We start from the raw sequence: 15884 nt of genomic DNA, 5'->3' as shown, positions 1-15884 counted from the left end.
TTACTCCTCGAGGATGGTCAGGATTTTTTGCTGCAGGGCTTCAATGCCGACGCCGGACACAAATGGCATGCCGTGTACCACCGGAATGTCGCCGAAGGTGCGATCGACTTTCGCGGTGGTACAGATCAGATCCGCCCCGTCCATGTAGGTCTCAATTTCGGTGACCCGGCACTGGACCAGATCCAGCGTAATGTTGTGGGTTTCACACAGCTCTTTGATCTCTTCTGCGGCCATGGTGGAGGTCGCGACGGCACCGCCACAGGCAACGATAACTTTGCGTTTCATAGGGTACTCCTTCTTATTATCAGTATGTTATGAGGCCTGCTTGCAGGGTTCCGCCATCAGGACGGCCTCTTCAAACAGCGCCCCCAGCTGGTGGTCCGGCGCGTTAAGCAGCGTGTCCAGCGTGGTTGGGTTTTGCAGCTCACTAAATAACCGGCGCAGCAGAACAAGCTGCGCCGAAGGGTTTTCAACGATCAGGGCGATAATCAGAGACACGGCAATCTCTGCATCGTCGTCCGCCTGTTGAAAATTCACCGGCTTGTCCGGTCGAATCAGGTAGATAGCCGCTTCTTTCGCATGCACCGCCTCGCAGTGCGGAATAGCAACCGCATGGCGCTCAAGGGCGATGCCGGTGGGAAATACCGCTTCCCGTTCAACAAGTGCGGCGGGATACGTGGCGTGCACCACGCCTTTTGCCAGCATCTCCTCGCCGATATGGGCCAGCGCCTGCTGACAGGTGGCAAAATCAATGCCGGTACGGACAAACAGTTTGCTCATGGGTTCTCCGGGTTTCAGGCGGCGTCAGGGGCGCAGCCGTAGCGGTAAGCGCGCAACACGTCCTGTATTTTATCGATAACAAGATCCTGCGGGGTTGTGGCAATGGCGCGGGCCGTGACGCGTTCAAACTGCACGGGCAGATACTGGCTGATCAGCCCCAGCGGCAGAGTCTGGGTGTTCAGATTCGCGAGCAGTTTCTCCACGCTCTGACGGATACGCGGGTGCGGCCAGTAGTAGCGAATGCGGTCGGACAGGCTAAAGTGAATGTCCACCATCGCCTGGCTCCAGGTCGGGCGATAGTATTTTTTCCAGTAATCCGGCTCGTTAAGCATCACCTCATCGATCACCTCCAGCACGCGGCTGCGGTTTTCCGGGGCGATCAGCGCCGCCTCCATCTGCGCCAGGGCAAAAATCGCCTCGCGCAGGGCAAAGGTGAGGGCCGGGCCGACCTTCAGGATCGCAAAGTGATCCCGCACCAGATCCCGGTACGCCTGACGGGACTGATAATCGGTAGAGTGGGCTTCATAGACCATCGGCGTCTGGCAGATCCAGCCCGAAAGCGCATTGGCGGCCTCCGGCTGGTAGTGAATGATCTGGGTATGGTCGAACTCCACGCCGGGCTGTACCACGATGGCAATCACGCGGGTCATGGCGTCATTCAGCCCCAGCGCGTGGAATGCGGCCTGGTGCGTTTCCAGCGTACGGGCAGCATCCTCCACCCGGGTAACGTGCACGCTGTCGATGCTGCTGGCTTCGCCGCCCGGCACCGGCACTTCAGTGCCAATCACGTAGGTCAGCGCCGCCTTCTGTGCCCCGGTCGCGGTCTCTTCAGCCGCCTGGCACAGCCGGGCCGCGCGCTGCGCCACTACCACCGGATCCAGGGGCACCGGATCGTCGGCGCAGGACATCGACGCATCGAGGTGGATTTTGCTGAAACCCGCCGCGACGTAAGCCTTAATCAGCGCCACGGCTTTCTCCATCGCCGTCTCTGCGGGCTCGTTCTGCCAGCAGTTGGGCCCCAGATGGTCGCCGCCGAGGATCAGCCGCTGCTGGGGAAAGCCCACCTTTTCGGCAATGTTGAGTACAAAATCGCGGAAATCCGCCGGTTTCATTCCGGTATAGCCGCCGTACTGATTCACCTGGTTGGACGTGGCTTCAATCAGTACGCTGTTGTCGGTGTCCAGATCGAAGCGCAGGGCCGCCTCGATCACCAGCGGGTGCGCTGAACAGACTGAACAGATGCCGAGATGCTCTCCCGCCTTGTGGCGGGCAATAATATTTTTCACCGTTTCCTCCGGTTCGCGTGTTTACAGTTTGCCTTCGCAGCCACAGTCGTTAATGACTTTGCGCACCACCTCTTTCATGGCGGCTTTGGCGGGGATCATGTAGTGACGGGGATCGCTGGCCTCAGGGTGGTCGGCCAGATAAGTTTTAAGGGCATCGGAAAAGGCGATTTTCAGTTCGGTGGCGACGTTCACTTTGCAGATGCCCAGGCCGATCGCCCGGCGGATGTCGGCGGCAGAAAGGCCTGAGGCACCGTGCAGCACCAGCGGCACCTCTACCTGGCTGCGGATCGCCGCCAGGCGTTCAAAATCAAGTTTTGGCGTGGCGGTATAAAGGCCGTGAGCGGTACCGATGGCGACCGCGAGGGAGTCGATGCCGGTCAGCGCCACAAACTCGTGCGCCTGCTGGGGATGGGTGTAGAGGGCGTCTTTGCTGTCGACCACCAGGTCATCTTCCTGCCCGCCCAGACGGCCCAGTTCCGCCTCCACGCTGACGTCATAGCGGTGGCAGTAGTCGGCGACCCGCTTCACCAGCGCCACGTTATCGGCAAAAGGCAGGTGCGAGCCGTCGATCATCGCCGAGCGCACCCCGGCCTGCACTTTCTGTGAGATATCATCGAGCGTTTCGTGATGATCGAGATGGATCGCCAGCGGCTGGTTATACGTTTTTGCCAGATCGCCCGCAATTGCCACGATGTTGCCGATCCCGGCGTAACTAAAGGTGCCGGGCGTACCGGCGACAATCAGCGGCGAGCGCATCTCCGCTGCCGTCTCGACAACCACCTGCAGCGTTTCGAGATTATGAATATTGAAAGCCGGTACCGCGTAACCTTCCCGCTGGGCTTTGGTGAGCATCGCTTTGGTCGAAATGACGTACATCCTTCCTCCGAAACCTTTCGTTTGTTTTCTTCGAAAGAAGATATAGTGTTTCGGAACGCTTTTTTGTGATTGATATCGTAAAAACGAAAGAAGCGAAAGCGAAAGGAAGGTTGCGAAAGAGTGAAAGGCAAAAAAAAAGCATGGCCGAAGCCATGCTAAAGTGAGGTTTACTGCAAACTCAGGTCACCGGTGCTGGGTTAAATACCGCCAGCTGGTTATGTAATCCCCATTGATCGGAGAAGGTTTTCTTGCGGCCGCTCGCCACGTCGAGGATGAAGTGGAACAGCTTCCAGCCCACGTCCTCAATGCTCTCTTCTCCGGTGGCGATGGTGCCCGCGTTAATATCCATCAGATCGAACCAGCGGTTAGCCAGCTCGGTGCGGGTGGCCATCTTAATCACCGGAACCGCCATCAGGCCGTACGGGGTGCCGCGCCCGGTGGTGAACACCTGCACGGTGATCCCGGAGGCTACCTGCTGGGTGCCGCAAACGAAATCGCTGGCAGGCGTGGCGGCGTAGATCAGGCCACGTTTGGTTGGACGCTGGCCCGGGGAGAGCACCTCAACAATGGCACTCTGGCCCGATTTGGCGATGGAGCCCAGCGCTTTTTCCACCACGTTCGCCAGGCCGCCTTTTTTGTTGCCCGGAGAAGGGTTGGCGCTGCGGTCGGTTTTACCCATATCGAGATAGTTATCGTACCAGGCCATCTCTTCCAGCAGGCGTTTGCCCACCTCTTCGTTGATGGCGCGTGGCGTCAGGAGATGGATCGCATCGCGCACTTCCGTCACTTCGGAGAACATCACCGTGGCGCCGCAGCGCACCAGCAGATCCGAGGCATAGCCCACGGCCGGGTTGGCGGTCACGCCCGAGAAGGCGTCGCTGCCGCCACACTGCATGCCTACCACCAGCTCAGAAGCCGGGCAGGTCTCACGCTTACGCTGATTCAGTTTTGCCAGATGACGCTCTGCAACCTGCAGAATGTCATCCACCATCGAACGGAAGCCGACGTGCTGCTCGTCCTGCAGGCGCACGATGCTGGCGCTGTCGACAGCAATAGCCTGGGTATCTTCAGTGCCCTGCAACAGTTTTTCTGGCACCAGTTTCTCGCAGCCAAGGCCGACGACCATGACTTCGCCGCCAAAGTTCGGGTTCAGGGCGATATTGTGAATGGTGCGGATCGGCACGATGGCGGCCGGGGCGTTGATCGCCACGCCGCAGCCGTAAAGGTGGTTCAGACCCACCACGCCATCGACGTTCGGGTATTTTGGCAGCAGATCGCGCTCGATAATCTTCACGACAAAATCAACCACCCCTGCCACGCAGTGCACGCTGGTGCTGATGCCGAGCAGGTTTTTGGTGCCCACGCTGCCGTCCGGGTTGCGGAAGCCTTCAAAGGTGTAGCCTTCCAGGGCAGGCATGGGCTCCGGCACACGGGTTGCCAGCGGCAGGGTATTCAGCGGCGGCGCTTCCGGCAGGGCGACCAGGGACTCATCAATCCAGCTGCCCTGCGGGATCGCGCGCACGGCATAGCCAATGACTTCACCGTAACGGACGATTTCACCCTGTGCCGGGATATCCACCAGCGCCACTTTATGGCCCTGCGGAATATGTTCGATCAGCTCAAGCCCGTCCGGGAAACGCGTTCCTGCTTTTAGCCCCTGATCGTTAACAATAATCGCCACGTTATCGGTGTCGTGCACCTTAATATAAAACGCGGTCGGCGACGTTTGTCGAATTTCAATGTCGGCCATTGTCCAGTATTCTCCAGCGAGTGGGGGAAAATTATTTAGTAAAAGAGTACGTCTATTTTCTTGTTATAGGAAATAAAGACTCTGCTCAGTGGAATAAAGAATGTCAGGCGAAGGAAATTAATAATGTGATCGCGATCACTCATTGTTGACCTTAGCCCGCCCATAAGGGAGGCAATGGTAAAATCTGTGCATCAGCGCCCAGGGTGTTGTGCATTTGCTCAAAATAATATTCATAACCTCATCAATAATTGAGCGTTGCCACAATGCGCAGTCGCCGGCGCTTGATTATACTCATTTACGCTTTCATGAATTCGGTTAATTAACCGCGATGGTCTTTTATTAGAAAAATAATCAGGAATGCCTCGCTCTTAAAATAATAAAAATACTTTCATTGCTGTGCCAGAGGAAATAAATATGTTGCTGGATACTACCGTGGAAACCAAAAAGGGTGCGCCTACCCGTTATTTAATATTACTCATCATCTTTATTGTTACGGCAGTCAATTACGCTGACCGCGCCACGCTCTCTATTGCCGGAACGGAAGTCGCCAAAGAGCTGCAGTTAAGCGCTGTATCAATGGGCTACATCTTCTCCGCCTTCGGCTGGGCTTACCTGCTGATGCAGATCCCCGGCGGCTGGCTGCTGGATAAATTCGGTTCGAAAAAGGTTTACACGTACAGCCTGTTCTTCTGGTCGCTGTTCACCTTCCTGCAGGGCTTTGTGGATCTCTTCCCCCTGGCCTGGGCAGGTGTTTCAATGTTCTTTATGCGCTTTATGCTCGGCTTCTCCGAGGCGCCATCCTTCCCGGCTAACGCCCGCATCGTGGCGGCCTGGTTCCCGACCAAAGAGCGCGGTACCGCATCGGCCATTTTTAACTCCGCCCAGTATTTCTCGCTGGCGCTCTTCTCCCCGCTGCTCGGCTGGCTGACCTTCGCCTGGGGCTGGGAACATGTCTTTACCGTGATGGGCGTGATTGGCTTTGTGCTGACCGGCATGTGGGTGAAATTTATTCATAACCCAACCGACCATCCACGCATGAGCGCCGAAGAGCTGAAGCTCATCAGGGACGGTGGCGCGGTGGTCGACATGGACCACAAAAAGCCGGGCGATAAAGCGGCCAGCGGTCCGAAGCTGCATTACATCAAACAGTTATTGTCTAACCGCATGATGCTGGGCGTGTTCTTCGGGCAATACTTTATCAACACCATCACCTGGTTCTTCCTCACCTGGTTCCCCATTTACCTGGTGCAGGAGAAGGGGATGTCGATTCTGAAGGTGGGTCTGGTGGCCTCCATTCCGGCGCTGTGCGGTTTTGCCGGCGGTGTACTGGGCGGCGTATTCTCGGATCATCTGATTAAGAAAGGTAAGTCTATTACCCTGGCGCGTAAGCTGCCGATTGTGCTGGGTATGCTGCTGGCCTCCTCAATCATTCTGTGTAACTACACCAACAACACTGCCCTGGTGGTCGCGCTGATGGCACTGGCCTTCTTCGGTAAAGGGTTTGGCGCTCTGGGCTGGCCGGTTATCTCCGATACCGCGCCAAAAGAGATTGTCGGGCTGTGCGGTGGTGTGTTTAACGTCTTTGGCAACGTAGCGTCAATCGTCACTCCGCTGGTGATTGGCTATCTGGTCAGTGAACTGCATTCGTTCAACGCGGCCCTGGTGTTCGTAGGGTGTTCGGCGCTGATGGCGATGTTCTGCTACCTGTTCGTAGTGGGTGACATCAAACGTATGGAATTGCAGAAATAAGCAAAGGTATAAGCGATGAGTAACGATATCTTCCCAAACAAATTTAAAGCGGCCCTTGCGGCGCATCAGATTCAGATCGGCTGCTGGTCCGCCCTGGCAAGCCCAATCAGCACCGAAGTGCTGGGGCTGGCAGGTTTTGACTGGCTGGTGCTGGACGGTGAACATGCCCCGAACGATGTCACCACCTTTATCCCGCAGCTTATGGCGCTGAAAGGCAGCCACAGCGCGCCGGTTGTGCGCGTCCCGACTAATGAGCCGGTGATCATTAAGCGTCTGCTGGATATCGGGTTCTACAACTTCCTGATCCCGTTTGTGGAGAACGTCGAAGAGGCGGTTCAGGCGGTTGCCTCTACTCGCTATCCGCCAGAAGGCATTCGCGGCGTGTCGGTCTCCCATCGTGCCAATATGTTTGGCACCGTGCCGGACTACCTGGCCCAGTCGAACAAGAACATCACCATCCTGGTTCAGATTGAGAGCCAGCAGGGCGTGGACAACGTCGATGCGATTGCCGCCACTGAGGGCGTAGACGGCATCTTCGTTGGCCCAAGCGATCTGGCGGCGGCCTTTGGCCATCTGGGTAACGCTAATCACCCGGAAGTGCAGCGCGCCATTCAGCACATCTTTGCCCGCGCCAAAGCGCACGGCAAGCCGTCCGGCATTCTGGCACCGGTCGAGGCCGATGCCCGCCGTTACCTGGAATGGGGCGCAACCTTTGTTGCCGTCGGCAGCGATCTTGGCGTGTTCCGCTCCGCCACCCAGAAGTTAGCTGATTCCTTCAAAAAATAACCACCACCACTGAATAAAGAGAGACGCAATTATGACACTGAAAGTTGGTTTTATTGGCCTGGGTATCATGGGTAAACCAATGAGTAAAAACCTCATCAAAGCAGGTTACTCACTGGTGGTTGCAGACCGTAACCCGGAAGCCATTGCCGACGTGATTGCCGCTGGCGCAGAAACCGCCGCCACGGCAAAAGCCATTGCTGAGCAGTGCGATGTGATCATCACCATGCTGCCAAACTCCCCGCACGTCAAAGAGGTGGCGCTGGGCGAAGGCGGCATCATCGAAGGGGCCAAACCGGGCACCGTGGTGATCGACATGAGCTCCATCGCACCGCTGGCCAGCCGTGAAATCAGCGAAGCGTTGAAAGCGAAAGGCATCGACATGCTGGATGCGCCGGTGAGCGGCGGCGAGCCGAAAGCTATCGACGGCACCCTCTCTGTGATGGTGGGCGGCGATAAGGCGATTTTCGACAAGTACTACGACCTGCTGAAAGCGATGGCCGGTTCCGTGGTGCATACCGGTGAGATTGGCGCAGGTAACGTGACCAAGCTGGCAAACCAGGTGATTGTGGCCCTGAACATTGCGGCGATGTCCGAAGCGCTGACCCTGGCGACCAAAGCGGGCGTGAACCCGGATCTGGTTTATCAGGCCATTCGCGGCGGCCTGGCGGGCAGCACCGTGCTGGATGCCAAAGCGCCAATGGTGATGGATCGTAACTTCAAGCCTGGCTTCCGTATCGATCTGCACATCAAGGATCTGGCCAACGCGCTGGACACCTCCCACGGCGTGGGCGCACAGCTGCCGCTGACCGCGGCGGTGATGGAGATGATGCAGGCCCTGCGTGCCGACGGGCTGGGCACGGCGGACCACAGCGCTCTCGCGTGCTATTACGAAAAACTGGCGAAAGTGGAAGTCACTCGCTAACAAAGACGGGCGCGGGAACGCGCCCGCTATTTTTGCCTTAAGCGGTAACAGGCTATAACTATGAAAATCGTAATCGCCCCTGACTCTTACAAAGAAAGCCTGTCTGCCACCGAGGTAGCGCGGGCGATAGAAAAAGGCTTTCGGGAGATCTTTCCCGATGCAGAGTATGTTTCGGTTCCCGTAGCGGATGGCGGCGAAGGAACGGTTGAAGCGATGATTGCCGCCACCAACGGCACGATGCAGCACGCGGTTGTGACGGGGCCACTGGGCGAAAGCGTCAATGCCTGCTGGGGGATCTCCGGCGATGGCGTAACGGCATTTATCGAGATGGCTTCTGCCAGCGGTCTGGGGCTGGTTCCTCCGGCACAGCGCAATCCGTTAATCACCACTACCCGCGGCACGGGAGAGCTGATCCTCGCGGCACTCGATAAAGGCGCCCGTAATATCATTATCGGTATTGGCGGCAGCGCGACCAATGACGGCGGCGCGGGCATGGTTCAGGCCCTCGGCGCAAAACTGACCGACGCCAACGGCACCGAGATCGGCCACGGCGGTGGCAGCCTGATGGCATTAAACAATATTGATATTTCGGCTCTCGATCCGCGCCTTAAAACCTGCGCGATCCGGGTAGCCTGCGACGTGAGCAATCCGCTGATTGGCGAGCAGGGGGCATCCCGCATCTTCGGCCCGCAGAAAGGGGCGACAGAAGCCAACATCCTGGAGCTCGACAACAACCTTTCCCACTACGCAGACGTGATTCATGCCTCGCTGCGTATTGATGTCAAAAATGTGCCCGGCGCGGGCGCGGCAGGCGGAATGGGCGCCGCGCTGATGGCGTTTCTCGGCGCGGAGCTGAAAAGCGGCATCGAAATCGTTACTCAGGCGCTGAATCTCGAAGAGCATATTCACGACTGCACCTGGGTAGTCACCGGTGAAGGGCGGCTGGACAGCCAAAGTATTCACGGCAAGGTGCCGGTGGGCGTGGCGCGCGTCGCCAGCAAATACCGCAAGCCGGTGATCGGTATTGCCGGCAGCCTGACCAGGGATGTTGGTGTGGTTCATCAGTACGGTATCGACGCGGTGTTCAGCGTCCTGACCAGCATCAGCACGCTGGAAGAGGCGTTTCGCGGCGCGTTTGACAATATTTATCGCGCCTCGCGCAATATTGCCGCCACCCTGCAGATGGGGATGCGCACCGAAGGGTGACAGCGGCGTGCAAACCCTCTATACTGCGCGCCGAAGCTGACCAGACAGTCGCCGCTTCGTCGTCGTCCCTTTCGGGGGAGACGGGCGGAGGGGAGGAAAGTCCGGGCTCCATAGGGCAGGGTGCCAGGTAACGCCTGGGGGGGAAACCCACGACCAGTGCAACAGAGAGCAAACCGCCGATGGCCCACGCAAGTGGGATCAGGTAAGGGTGAAAGGGTGCGGTAAGAGCGCACCGCGCGGCTGGTAACAGTCCGTGGCACGGTAAACTCCACCCGGAGCAAGGCCAAATAGGGGTTCGCATGGTACGGCCCGTACTGAACCCGGGTAGGCTGCTTGAGCCAGTGAGCGATTGCTGGCCTAGATGAATGACTGTCCACGACAGAACCCGGCTTATCGGTCAGCTTCACTCATTAAAAAACCCCGCTTCGGCGGGGTTTTTGCTTTTTGGCTGACAGGTATTACTTCGTCATTTCAATTTTTGGTGGCTGCCAGGTGCCATCGAGAATGGCTTTTTCACCCCAGTAGGCGCGGATATAGAGTGAGAAAACGCCATCCGGCGCCGGAAGCCAGTTATTCACTTTTGCCTCACCCGGATTCGTTTTACTCACATAGAGCGTCAGCGAACCATCGGCGTTATATTTGAGGTTCTGATTTTTTGTCCCCAGCGAATAGCGATTCAGTTCATTCGGGCTGAACAGATGCTTACTGTTGTACAGCGTCAATGACCAGAATCCTTTAACAGGCGGAAGACCCCCTTGCGGGAAGGTTACCGTGTAATCATGATCGCCTGAAAGCTGGCTGCCGTTAGCCGCATTGTCCGTGTAGAAATACTGGGTTTCATCAGGCTTATTATCGAACATATTCGATTTTGATGTCCCGGTACGGTTGTAATAATCGACCCCGAACTGGGCATTATTTTTCGAACGATTCCAGCCGTTGCCTGCCGGTACGCCATTATTTTTCCATTTAAAGAAATCGGCGATAACGGTCTTATCCGTTTGAACCGCGGCTTCGTCCATCCATTTACGGATCTGTGGATCTTTCTTACCGGCCTCAACCAGATGACGATACTGGGCGTACAGGGCTTCTTCACCCGGCAGCGGCGGAACTTTATTCAACACGTTAGCAAACTGGTCAAAGAACTTTTCTGGAACAACCCAACGGGTTTCACCGGCATTTGGATCCGGTTTATCACCAATTGCCGGGATTGTAGAATATTCATAAGACTTCATTTTGCCCGTGAATTCGCTGAGCGGGTACGTCATCACTTCTTTAATCGGTGCCTGAATCGCGGCGCGATCGTCTGGAGTATCATCCATCTGGATGCGAGGGATAACGTTCGCCATCTCTGTAGATGAATGTATTACGCCCTCAAAGCCTTTTGGCGTCTCTCCTTTCCAGTTCGGCCCAACCAGAAGATAAAAGCCCGGTTTGGTTCCGTAGGGTTTGCCCACATTACCAATCTGATTCGTGCGCGCATCATAAATAGCGTAGACCCAGAAGCGCTCGCCAAAATCAGGAACCTGAATGACCGCCGGTTCTTTATCCAGCTCAAAGAAGCCCAGGCCGTAAGCCACATCCTGATTTGGGCAGGTTACAAAGGTTTCCTGTGGCTTGATATAGTCGGTCAACATGCTTAGCTGACCCATTGGGGCGACGGGTACCATGCCGCCATTCAGCGCAGGATACGGGGCTTTGGTGATCGTCTCGCGACGGTTAAATTGATTCACCATCGGCCAGCCCCAGATATAGGCCTGCTGAGCGATGGCTTTGACGTAGGATTCCGGCATCGTCACTTCTGCCGGTGTGGTTGCCAGTTCGTCAAAGGTTTTCGCCTGAGGAATGGTCAGCGGGGCGGACTGTGCCGTTACGCCAGCGCTGAATATCAGCGCAGTTGCTACTGTCAGATATTTAAGTTTCATCGTTAAAACTCCTTACTTATTCATTTGTACCAAATCGTCCGGAACCCAGGTCTGGTCATAGAACCCATCTTCAGTGCCATACAGACGTAATGCCACGAGGAAATTTCGGTCAGGTATCGTTTTGATGAATGCGGTATCAGCGACGCCCTCCGGTTTTTTCGGCCCAAACCAGATATCAATAGAACCATCGGCGTTCTTCGGCAGGTTGTAGTACCCGTTGGTGGACGGCAGTAGCTGATCGGTTTCAGGCATCGTGCCGTCAGTGATGTTATAAGCCGTCACCGCCCAGAACAGTCCTGCAGGAGGATTTGGCGGCAGATGCAATTTATAGGTGTTGCCACCGTCAAGATGTTTGCCGGTATTATCCCTGGTGGTGTACGGATATTTTGAGCCCGCCCCTGTGGTGTGCATTACCATTGCGGCTGCGCTGGAATAGGCGATCTGGAAGAAGCCAGCACGTTGGTTTTCATCCAGCGTGCCGTACTGCATCCAGTTAGCCGTGGCGCCAGCCCATGAGTTCTCGTACTGGCGATTTTTGTAGTACAGCTGGCGGTGATCGTCGCGACCCACCTGTCGGCGTGCGAGGATCATGCGAGGCGCAGTTTCAACCGCCTTCTTCAGCAGTGCCTGTTGTTGCGCCGTCGGTGCAAAGGGTTTGCCTTTCACAATACCAATGCTCAGAAGGGCGCTGCGGGTCTCCGGCGGAATAGCGGTCAGCGGCTCGTAATCAACAAAGTCCTTCAGCTTTTTCCAGTAAGCGCTATCTGTTGGATACATCATATTGACGCGTTTCCCGCTGGCATCCGGGAACTGCATCGGCTTCACCTCTTTTTCCACATCCCACAGCGGGTAAATACGTGTGGTTTCGGCACTTTTCACCGCAGGGGTTGGATCGGGTTTACCTTCACCTTTTCCCATGACGGTCCGGAAGAAGAGGAACACGTTATAGGTAGAGGATTTAAACGCGTAATATCCTTGCGGAACCGGTCCATCGTAGTCAGGCGGTAACAGAAGATAGAGACCGCCACGCGCACGATCCGGGCCAATGGCACCCACATCGGTGATGGTTTTCTGGAAAAAATCGGTGAACATACCAATCACATTTGCTGGCGCTTTTACCACCAGTGGCCCCGTCTCTTTTAGATCCAGGTAGCTCATGGAATAAATGACGTCGCCATTCGGCGTTGGCACCATAGCCCGGCTATCCATACGTTCTTTCCAGACGGGCAGAACGTTGTAGCCTTTACCGAAAGCGGCTTCTGAACCGTCGCGCAAACCTATGGTGTTAAGTAAAGGTAAGGTCTGTATATAAGCGTGAATGGCATCCTGATAGTAGAGTTCGTCACTTAAACTGGCCGCCTCTTGCTGAGGTAACCAATTACCGTTATTCAGTTGTCGCATCAAGGGAGACATGGGCGCTGCAGTCTCAGCCGCGGCAGCGGATGAAACCAAACAGGCCGCCATGACTGCGCCTATTATCATCCGCAAAGCAGAACGATTATTGGACATGGAAAGCTCCATTAAACAATGGGTTAAGGCCGGATTTAGCAAGCATCGCTTTTGCCAGAAAAAAGGCATAGCGGCGCTCTCGTTTTTAACAATAAAAACGTTTAAGGTATTTGAATGTCTGTGGCTTAATCTGGTTAATCAGTTTACGCGCATTTTTTATTTGTGATAGTCCATGCTGGGACTTATGCCGAAATTGATGCCCGGATTTGTCCCTCAGGTCTATAATGTCTGTTTGTGATATAAATTTGGGAGAGTTCAATGCAGTTTGTCTTTGAAAAAATTCATGAGCATTACAGGACTCTTGAGCTTAATAAACATCAGACAGAAGTTATTTCTTGTGCGAAAAATTTTACCCTCAACGCAAATGAACCGCTTATTATAGAACCCGGTTCAATTTATTATGTTGCAGAAGGCGTATTATCAATCGCGATGGATGAAGATCCCAGAATCATTGGCACCACCATCGAATATATGCCCATCGGTCTTCTGGAGCATCTGTGCCCGGTCATCTCCTTTAACTATATGACGCTTACTGCCGCAAAAATATTACAAATAAGTTATGATGATTTTGAACGGATATTTTTCGACACATCTTCGAGTTATATGAAAGAGCTGGCGACAATTCTTTCCTATATGCTTATTGTAACTTTAGATGTTCATGTCGAAAGAAGAACGGATTCTGGCTATCACACTATCAAAGCCATGTTACGACGCTATCTTTACAGAAGAACCGTGAACACCCAGGAAAATGAGGGGATTGCGAACTTTATCATTCGCAGGACTAATCTTTCCAGAAGTTATGTCTTTCGGGTACTCGCAGAATTAAAGGAAGGACAATACATTACCGTCAAGAAAGGGAAGCTGATTTCAATCGACAGAACCCTGCCGCATGACTTTTAGTACGGGCACATTTCACGCTATTGTCATGGTGCTCTTCGTGCTCAGCGCCCACGGCCTTTACCTACAAAAATGTATATATACTTCCTCACAGATCCTCATCCGCAATTGCAAAATACTCCCCGGGTTCTTCCCTGACAGATAATTAAGGATTGTGAGATGAAAAAGATGTTCCGTATCGCGCTGTTAACGGCCTCGCTGACAGGCTTTGCTGGCGTGGCACAGGCTGCAGAGGTGACAACCGCGCCGCAGCCTGCCCAGGATCCTGTCGTGCAGCAGCTAAAACTCAGCAGCGAACAGACCGCGAAGATTAAGGCTCTGCACCAGCAGCTGGAAGAAAACGTCAGTAAGATCCCAACCAGCGACGTGAAAAATGGCGCCTTGATCGACGTGATCCATTCCGGTAAATGGGATGAGAAAGCGGTGAAAGGCCAGCTGGCTGCCATCGGCCACATTGAGGAGCAGGCGCGTTACTATCGCGTGAAATATTACTTCGATGTCAGCCAGATTCTGACCCCGGAACAGCGCGCCGAGGTACGCTCACAGATCGCCCAGGCGTTGAGCCAGTAAGCTGTCGTCTCCAGCCAGATAATCTGAACCCGCCCCTGTGCGGGTTTATAATTTCTTGAAGTGCGTCACAAAGAGAAAGTTGAGTCATTTTTGTGACTAAAAGGGGTAATTTTTTCTCTGAACAGCGAAAGACCACAATAATATTGTGACTTTTTTCTCTTCCTCTCCCGATATGATATTTCCATTCCAATAACAAACGCCTGTACTTCTCTGACTCATTATCGCTGATGAGCGGATACCCATAAAAATAAGTGTCTACCCTACAAAATAAGCGAGAGCCTAATGGATACGGCAACAAATAATAACGTGATTGTGAAAGATTCCCCGGCGGCAAGACGGGCTGGAATGAGTGAGAGTGAATGGCGGGAAGCGATTAAATTCGACAGTAATGATACCGGTTGGGTCATCATGAGTATCGGTATGGCCATTGGGGCAGGAATTGTTTTTCTGCCGGTTCAGGTGGGATTAATGGGGCTGTGGGTTTTTTTGCTCTCGTCCATTATTGGTTATCCGGCGATGTATCTGTTCCAGCGGCTTTTTATCAATACGCTGGCGGAATCAAAGGAGTGCAAAGATTACCCGAGCGTTATTAGCGGTTATCTGGGTAAAAACTGGGGCATTCTTTTAGGGGCGCTCTATTTTGTCATGCTGGTTATCTGGATGTTTGTTTATTCCACGGCCATCACTAACGACAGCGCCTCTTATCTGCATACCTTTGGCGTGACGGATGGCTTGCTGTCAGAAAACCCTTTCTACGGCTTATTACTGATCTGTATTCTGGTGGCGATCTCTTCCCGGGGTGAAAAACTGCTGTTTAAAGTATCAAGCCTGATGGTGCTTACCAAACTGCTGGTGGTAGCGGCTCTGGGTGTATCGATGATTGGCATGTGGCATCTCTATAACGTTGGCGCACTGCCGCCGATGGGGCTGCTGATCAAGAACGCCATTATTACGCTGCCGTTTACCCTGACATCCATTCTGTTTATCCAGACGCTTAGCCCAATGGTGATCTCCTATCGTTCGCGTTCAAAATCGATCGAGGTGGCACGCTATAAGGCTTTGCGGGCAATGAATATCGCGTTTGGTATTCTGTTTGTCACGGTCTTCTTCTATGCGGTCTCTTTTACCCTGGCGATGGGGCATGAGGAAGCGGTCAAAGCCTATGAGCAGAATATTTCCGCCCTGGCAATTGCCGCGCAGTTTATTAGCGGTGATGGTGCCGGTTGGGTAAAAATCGTCAGCGTTATTCTGAACATCTTCGCCGTGATGACGGCTTTCTTTGGCGTCTATCTCGGTTTTCGCGAAGCGACGCAGGGCATCGTGATGAATATCCTGCGCCGCAAACTGCCAGCGGATAAAATTAACGAATCCACCGTTCAGCGCGGCATTATGGTATTTGCCATCCTGCTTGCCTGGAGCGCCATTGTACTAAACGCTCCTGTGCTGAGTTTCACCTCTATCTGCAGCCCTATTTTTGGCATGGTGGGCTGTTTAATTCCGGCGTGGCTGGTCTACAAAGTCCCCGCGCTGCATAAATACAAAGGCGTGTCGCTGGTCATTATTATAATCACCGGACTACTGCTTTGTGTTTCTCCTTTCCTTGCTTTTTCCTGATGTGCAATAAAGGTCGT

At 54.3% G+C, this 15884-nt stretch carries 15 protein-coding genes and 1 other RNA gene; 9 read left to right on the top strand and 7 right to left on the bottom strand.

Annotation, left to right across the window (positions count from 1 at the left end; all coding sequences use genetic code 11):
* From gatB to garD, 5 genes are all read right to left on the bottom strand, one after another.
* Positions 1 to 285 carry a PTS galactitol transporter subunit IIB gene (gene gatB / locus NB069_RS19235; protein WP_250586180.1) on the bottom strand — a complete coding sequence of 95 codons (285 nt, stop codon included), beginning with the start codon at positions 283 to 285 and terminating at the stop codon, positions 1 to 3.
* Positions 286 to 312: 27 nt separating this feature from the next.
* Entirely contained in the window at positions 313 to 780 is a 468-nt protein-coding gene (gatA, locus tag NB069_RS19230) for a PTS galactitol transporter subunit IIA (protein WP_250586178.1), read from the bottom strand.
* A gap of 14 nt (positions 781 to 794) precedes the next feature.
* Positions 795 to 2066 carry a tagatose-bisphosphate aldolase subunit GatZ gene (gene gatZ, locus NB069_RS19225; RefSeq protein ID WP_250586177.1) on the bottom strand — a complete coding sequence of 424 codons (1272 nt, stop codon included), beginning with the start codon at positions 2064 to 2066 and terminating at the stop codon, positions 795 to 797.
* 21 nt (positions 2067 to 2087) lie between these two features.
* On the bottom strand, positions 2088 to 2942 hold the full coding sequence (locus NB069_RS19220; RefSeq protein ID WP_250586175.1) for a tagatose bisphosphate family class II aldolase: 855 nt from the start codon (positions 2940 to 2942) through the stop codon (positions 2088 to 2090).
* Between the two features lie 178 nt (positions 2943 to 3120).
* Positions 3121 to 4692, bottom strand: a complete 1572-nt coding sequence (garD, locus tag NB069_RS19215; protein WP_250586173.1) for a galactarate dehydratase — start codon at positions 4690 to 4692, stop codon at positions 3121 to 3123.
* A 414-nt stretch (positions 4693 to 5106) separates the two neighbouring features.
* Here garD and garP point away from each other — a divergent pair, with 414 nt between their 5' ends.
* The 5 genes from garP to rnpB all read left to right on the top strand — a co-directional run bounded on the left by garP (position 5107) and on the right by rnpB (position 9764).
* The gene (gene garP / locus NB069_RS19210) at positions 5107 to 6441 is read left to right on the top strand and encodes a galactarate/glucarate/glycerate transporter GarP (RefSeq protein WP_250586171.1); all 1335 of its coding nucleotides are present in this window, start codon (positions 5107 to 5109) and stop codon (positions 6439 to 6441) included.
* 15 nt (positions 6442 to 6456) lie between these two features.
* Entirely contained in the window at positions 6457 to 7227 is a 771-nt protein-coding gene (gene garL / locus NB069_RS19205) for a 2-dehydro-3-deoxyglucarate aldolase (RefSeq protein ID WP_250586169.1), read from the top strand.
* 31 nt (positions 7228 to 7258) lie between these two features.
* Entirely contained in the window at positions 7259 to 8149 is an 891-nt protein-coding gene (garR, locus tag NB069_RS19200; RefSeq protein ID WP_250586167.1) for a 2-hydroxy-3-oxopropionate reductase, read from the top strand.
* A 60-nt stretch (positions 8150 to 8209) separates the two neighbouring features.
* Entirely contained in the window at positions 8210 to 9355 is a 1146-nt protein-coding gene (gene garK, locus NB069_RS19195; RefSeq protein WP_250586165.1) for a glycerate 2-kinase, read from the top strand.
* A gap of 32 nt (positions 9356 to 9387) precedes the next feature.
* Positions 9388 to 9764: RNase P RNA component class A (gene rnpB, locus NB069_RS19190), an RNA gene on the top strand.
* 49 nt (positions 9765 to 9813) lie between these two features.
* Here rnpB and NB069_RS19185 read toward each other — a convergent pair.
* Positions 9814 to 11277, bottom strand: a complete 1464-nt coding sequence (locus NB069_RS19185) for a DUF1254 domain-containing protein (RefSeq protein ID WP_250586164.1) — start codon at positions 11275 to 11277, stop codon at positions 9814 to 9816.
* A 12-nt stretch (positions 11278 to 11289) separates the two neighbouring features.
* Positions 11290 to 12678 (bottom strand): DUF1254 domain-containing protein, encoded by a 1389-nt coding sequence (locus NB069_RS19180; RefSeq protein WP_250586161.1) that lies wholly within the window; start codon positions 12676 to 12678, stop codon positions 11290 to 11292.
* 10 nt (positions 12679 to 12688) lie between these two features.
* On the opposite strand from NB069_RS19180, the gene NB069_RS19175 reads away from it, so the two are divergent.
* The 4 genes from NB069_RS19175 (at position 12689) to NB069_RS19160 (ending at position 15867) form a co-directional block, all read left to right on the top strand.
* Entirely contained in the window at positions 12689 to 12952 is a 264-nt protein-coding gene (locus NB069_RS19175) for a hypothetical protein (RefSeq protein WP_250586160.1), read from the top strand.
* Positions 12953 to 13044: 92 nt separating this feature from the next.
* Entirely contained in the window at positions 13045 to 13686 is a 642-nt protein-coding gene (locus NB069_RS19170) for a helix-turn-helix domain-containing protein (protein WP_250586158.1), read from the top strand.
* A gap of 156 nt (positions 13687 to 13842) precedes the next feature.
* The gene (locus NB069_RS19165) at positions 13843 to 14253 is read left to right on the top strand and encodes a Spy/CpxP family protein refolding chaperone (protein WP_250586156.1); all 411 of its coding nucleotides are present in this window, start codon (positions 13843 to 13845) and stop codon (positions 14251 to 14253) included.
* Between the two features lie 282 nt (positions 14254 to 14535).
* A complete protein-coding gene (locus NB069_RS19160) occupies positions 14536 to 15867 on the top strand; it encodes an amino acid permease (protein WP_250586154.1) in 1332 nt (443 codons plus the stop codon).
* Positions 15868 to 15884 lie beyond the last annotated feature (17 nt).

Origin of the sequence: Leclercia adecarboxylata (assembly GCF_023639785.1) — a bacterium.
Taxonomy (GTDB): Bacteria; Pseudomonadota; Gammaproteobacteria; order Enterobacterales; family Enterobacteriaceae; genus Enterobacter; species Enterobacter adecarboxylatus_D.
This window is presented reverse-complemented; position numbering and strand designations above follow the sequence as displayed.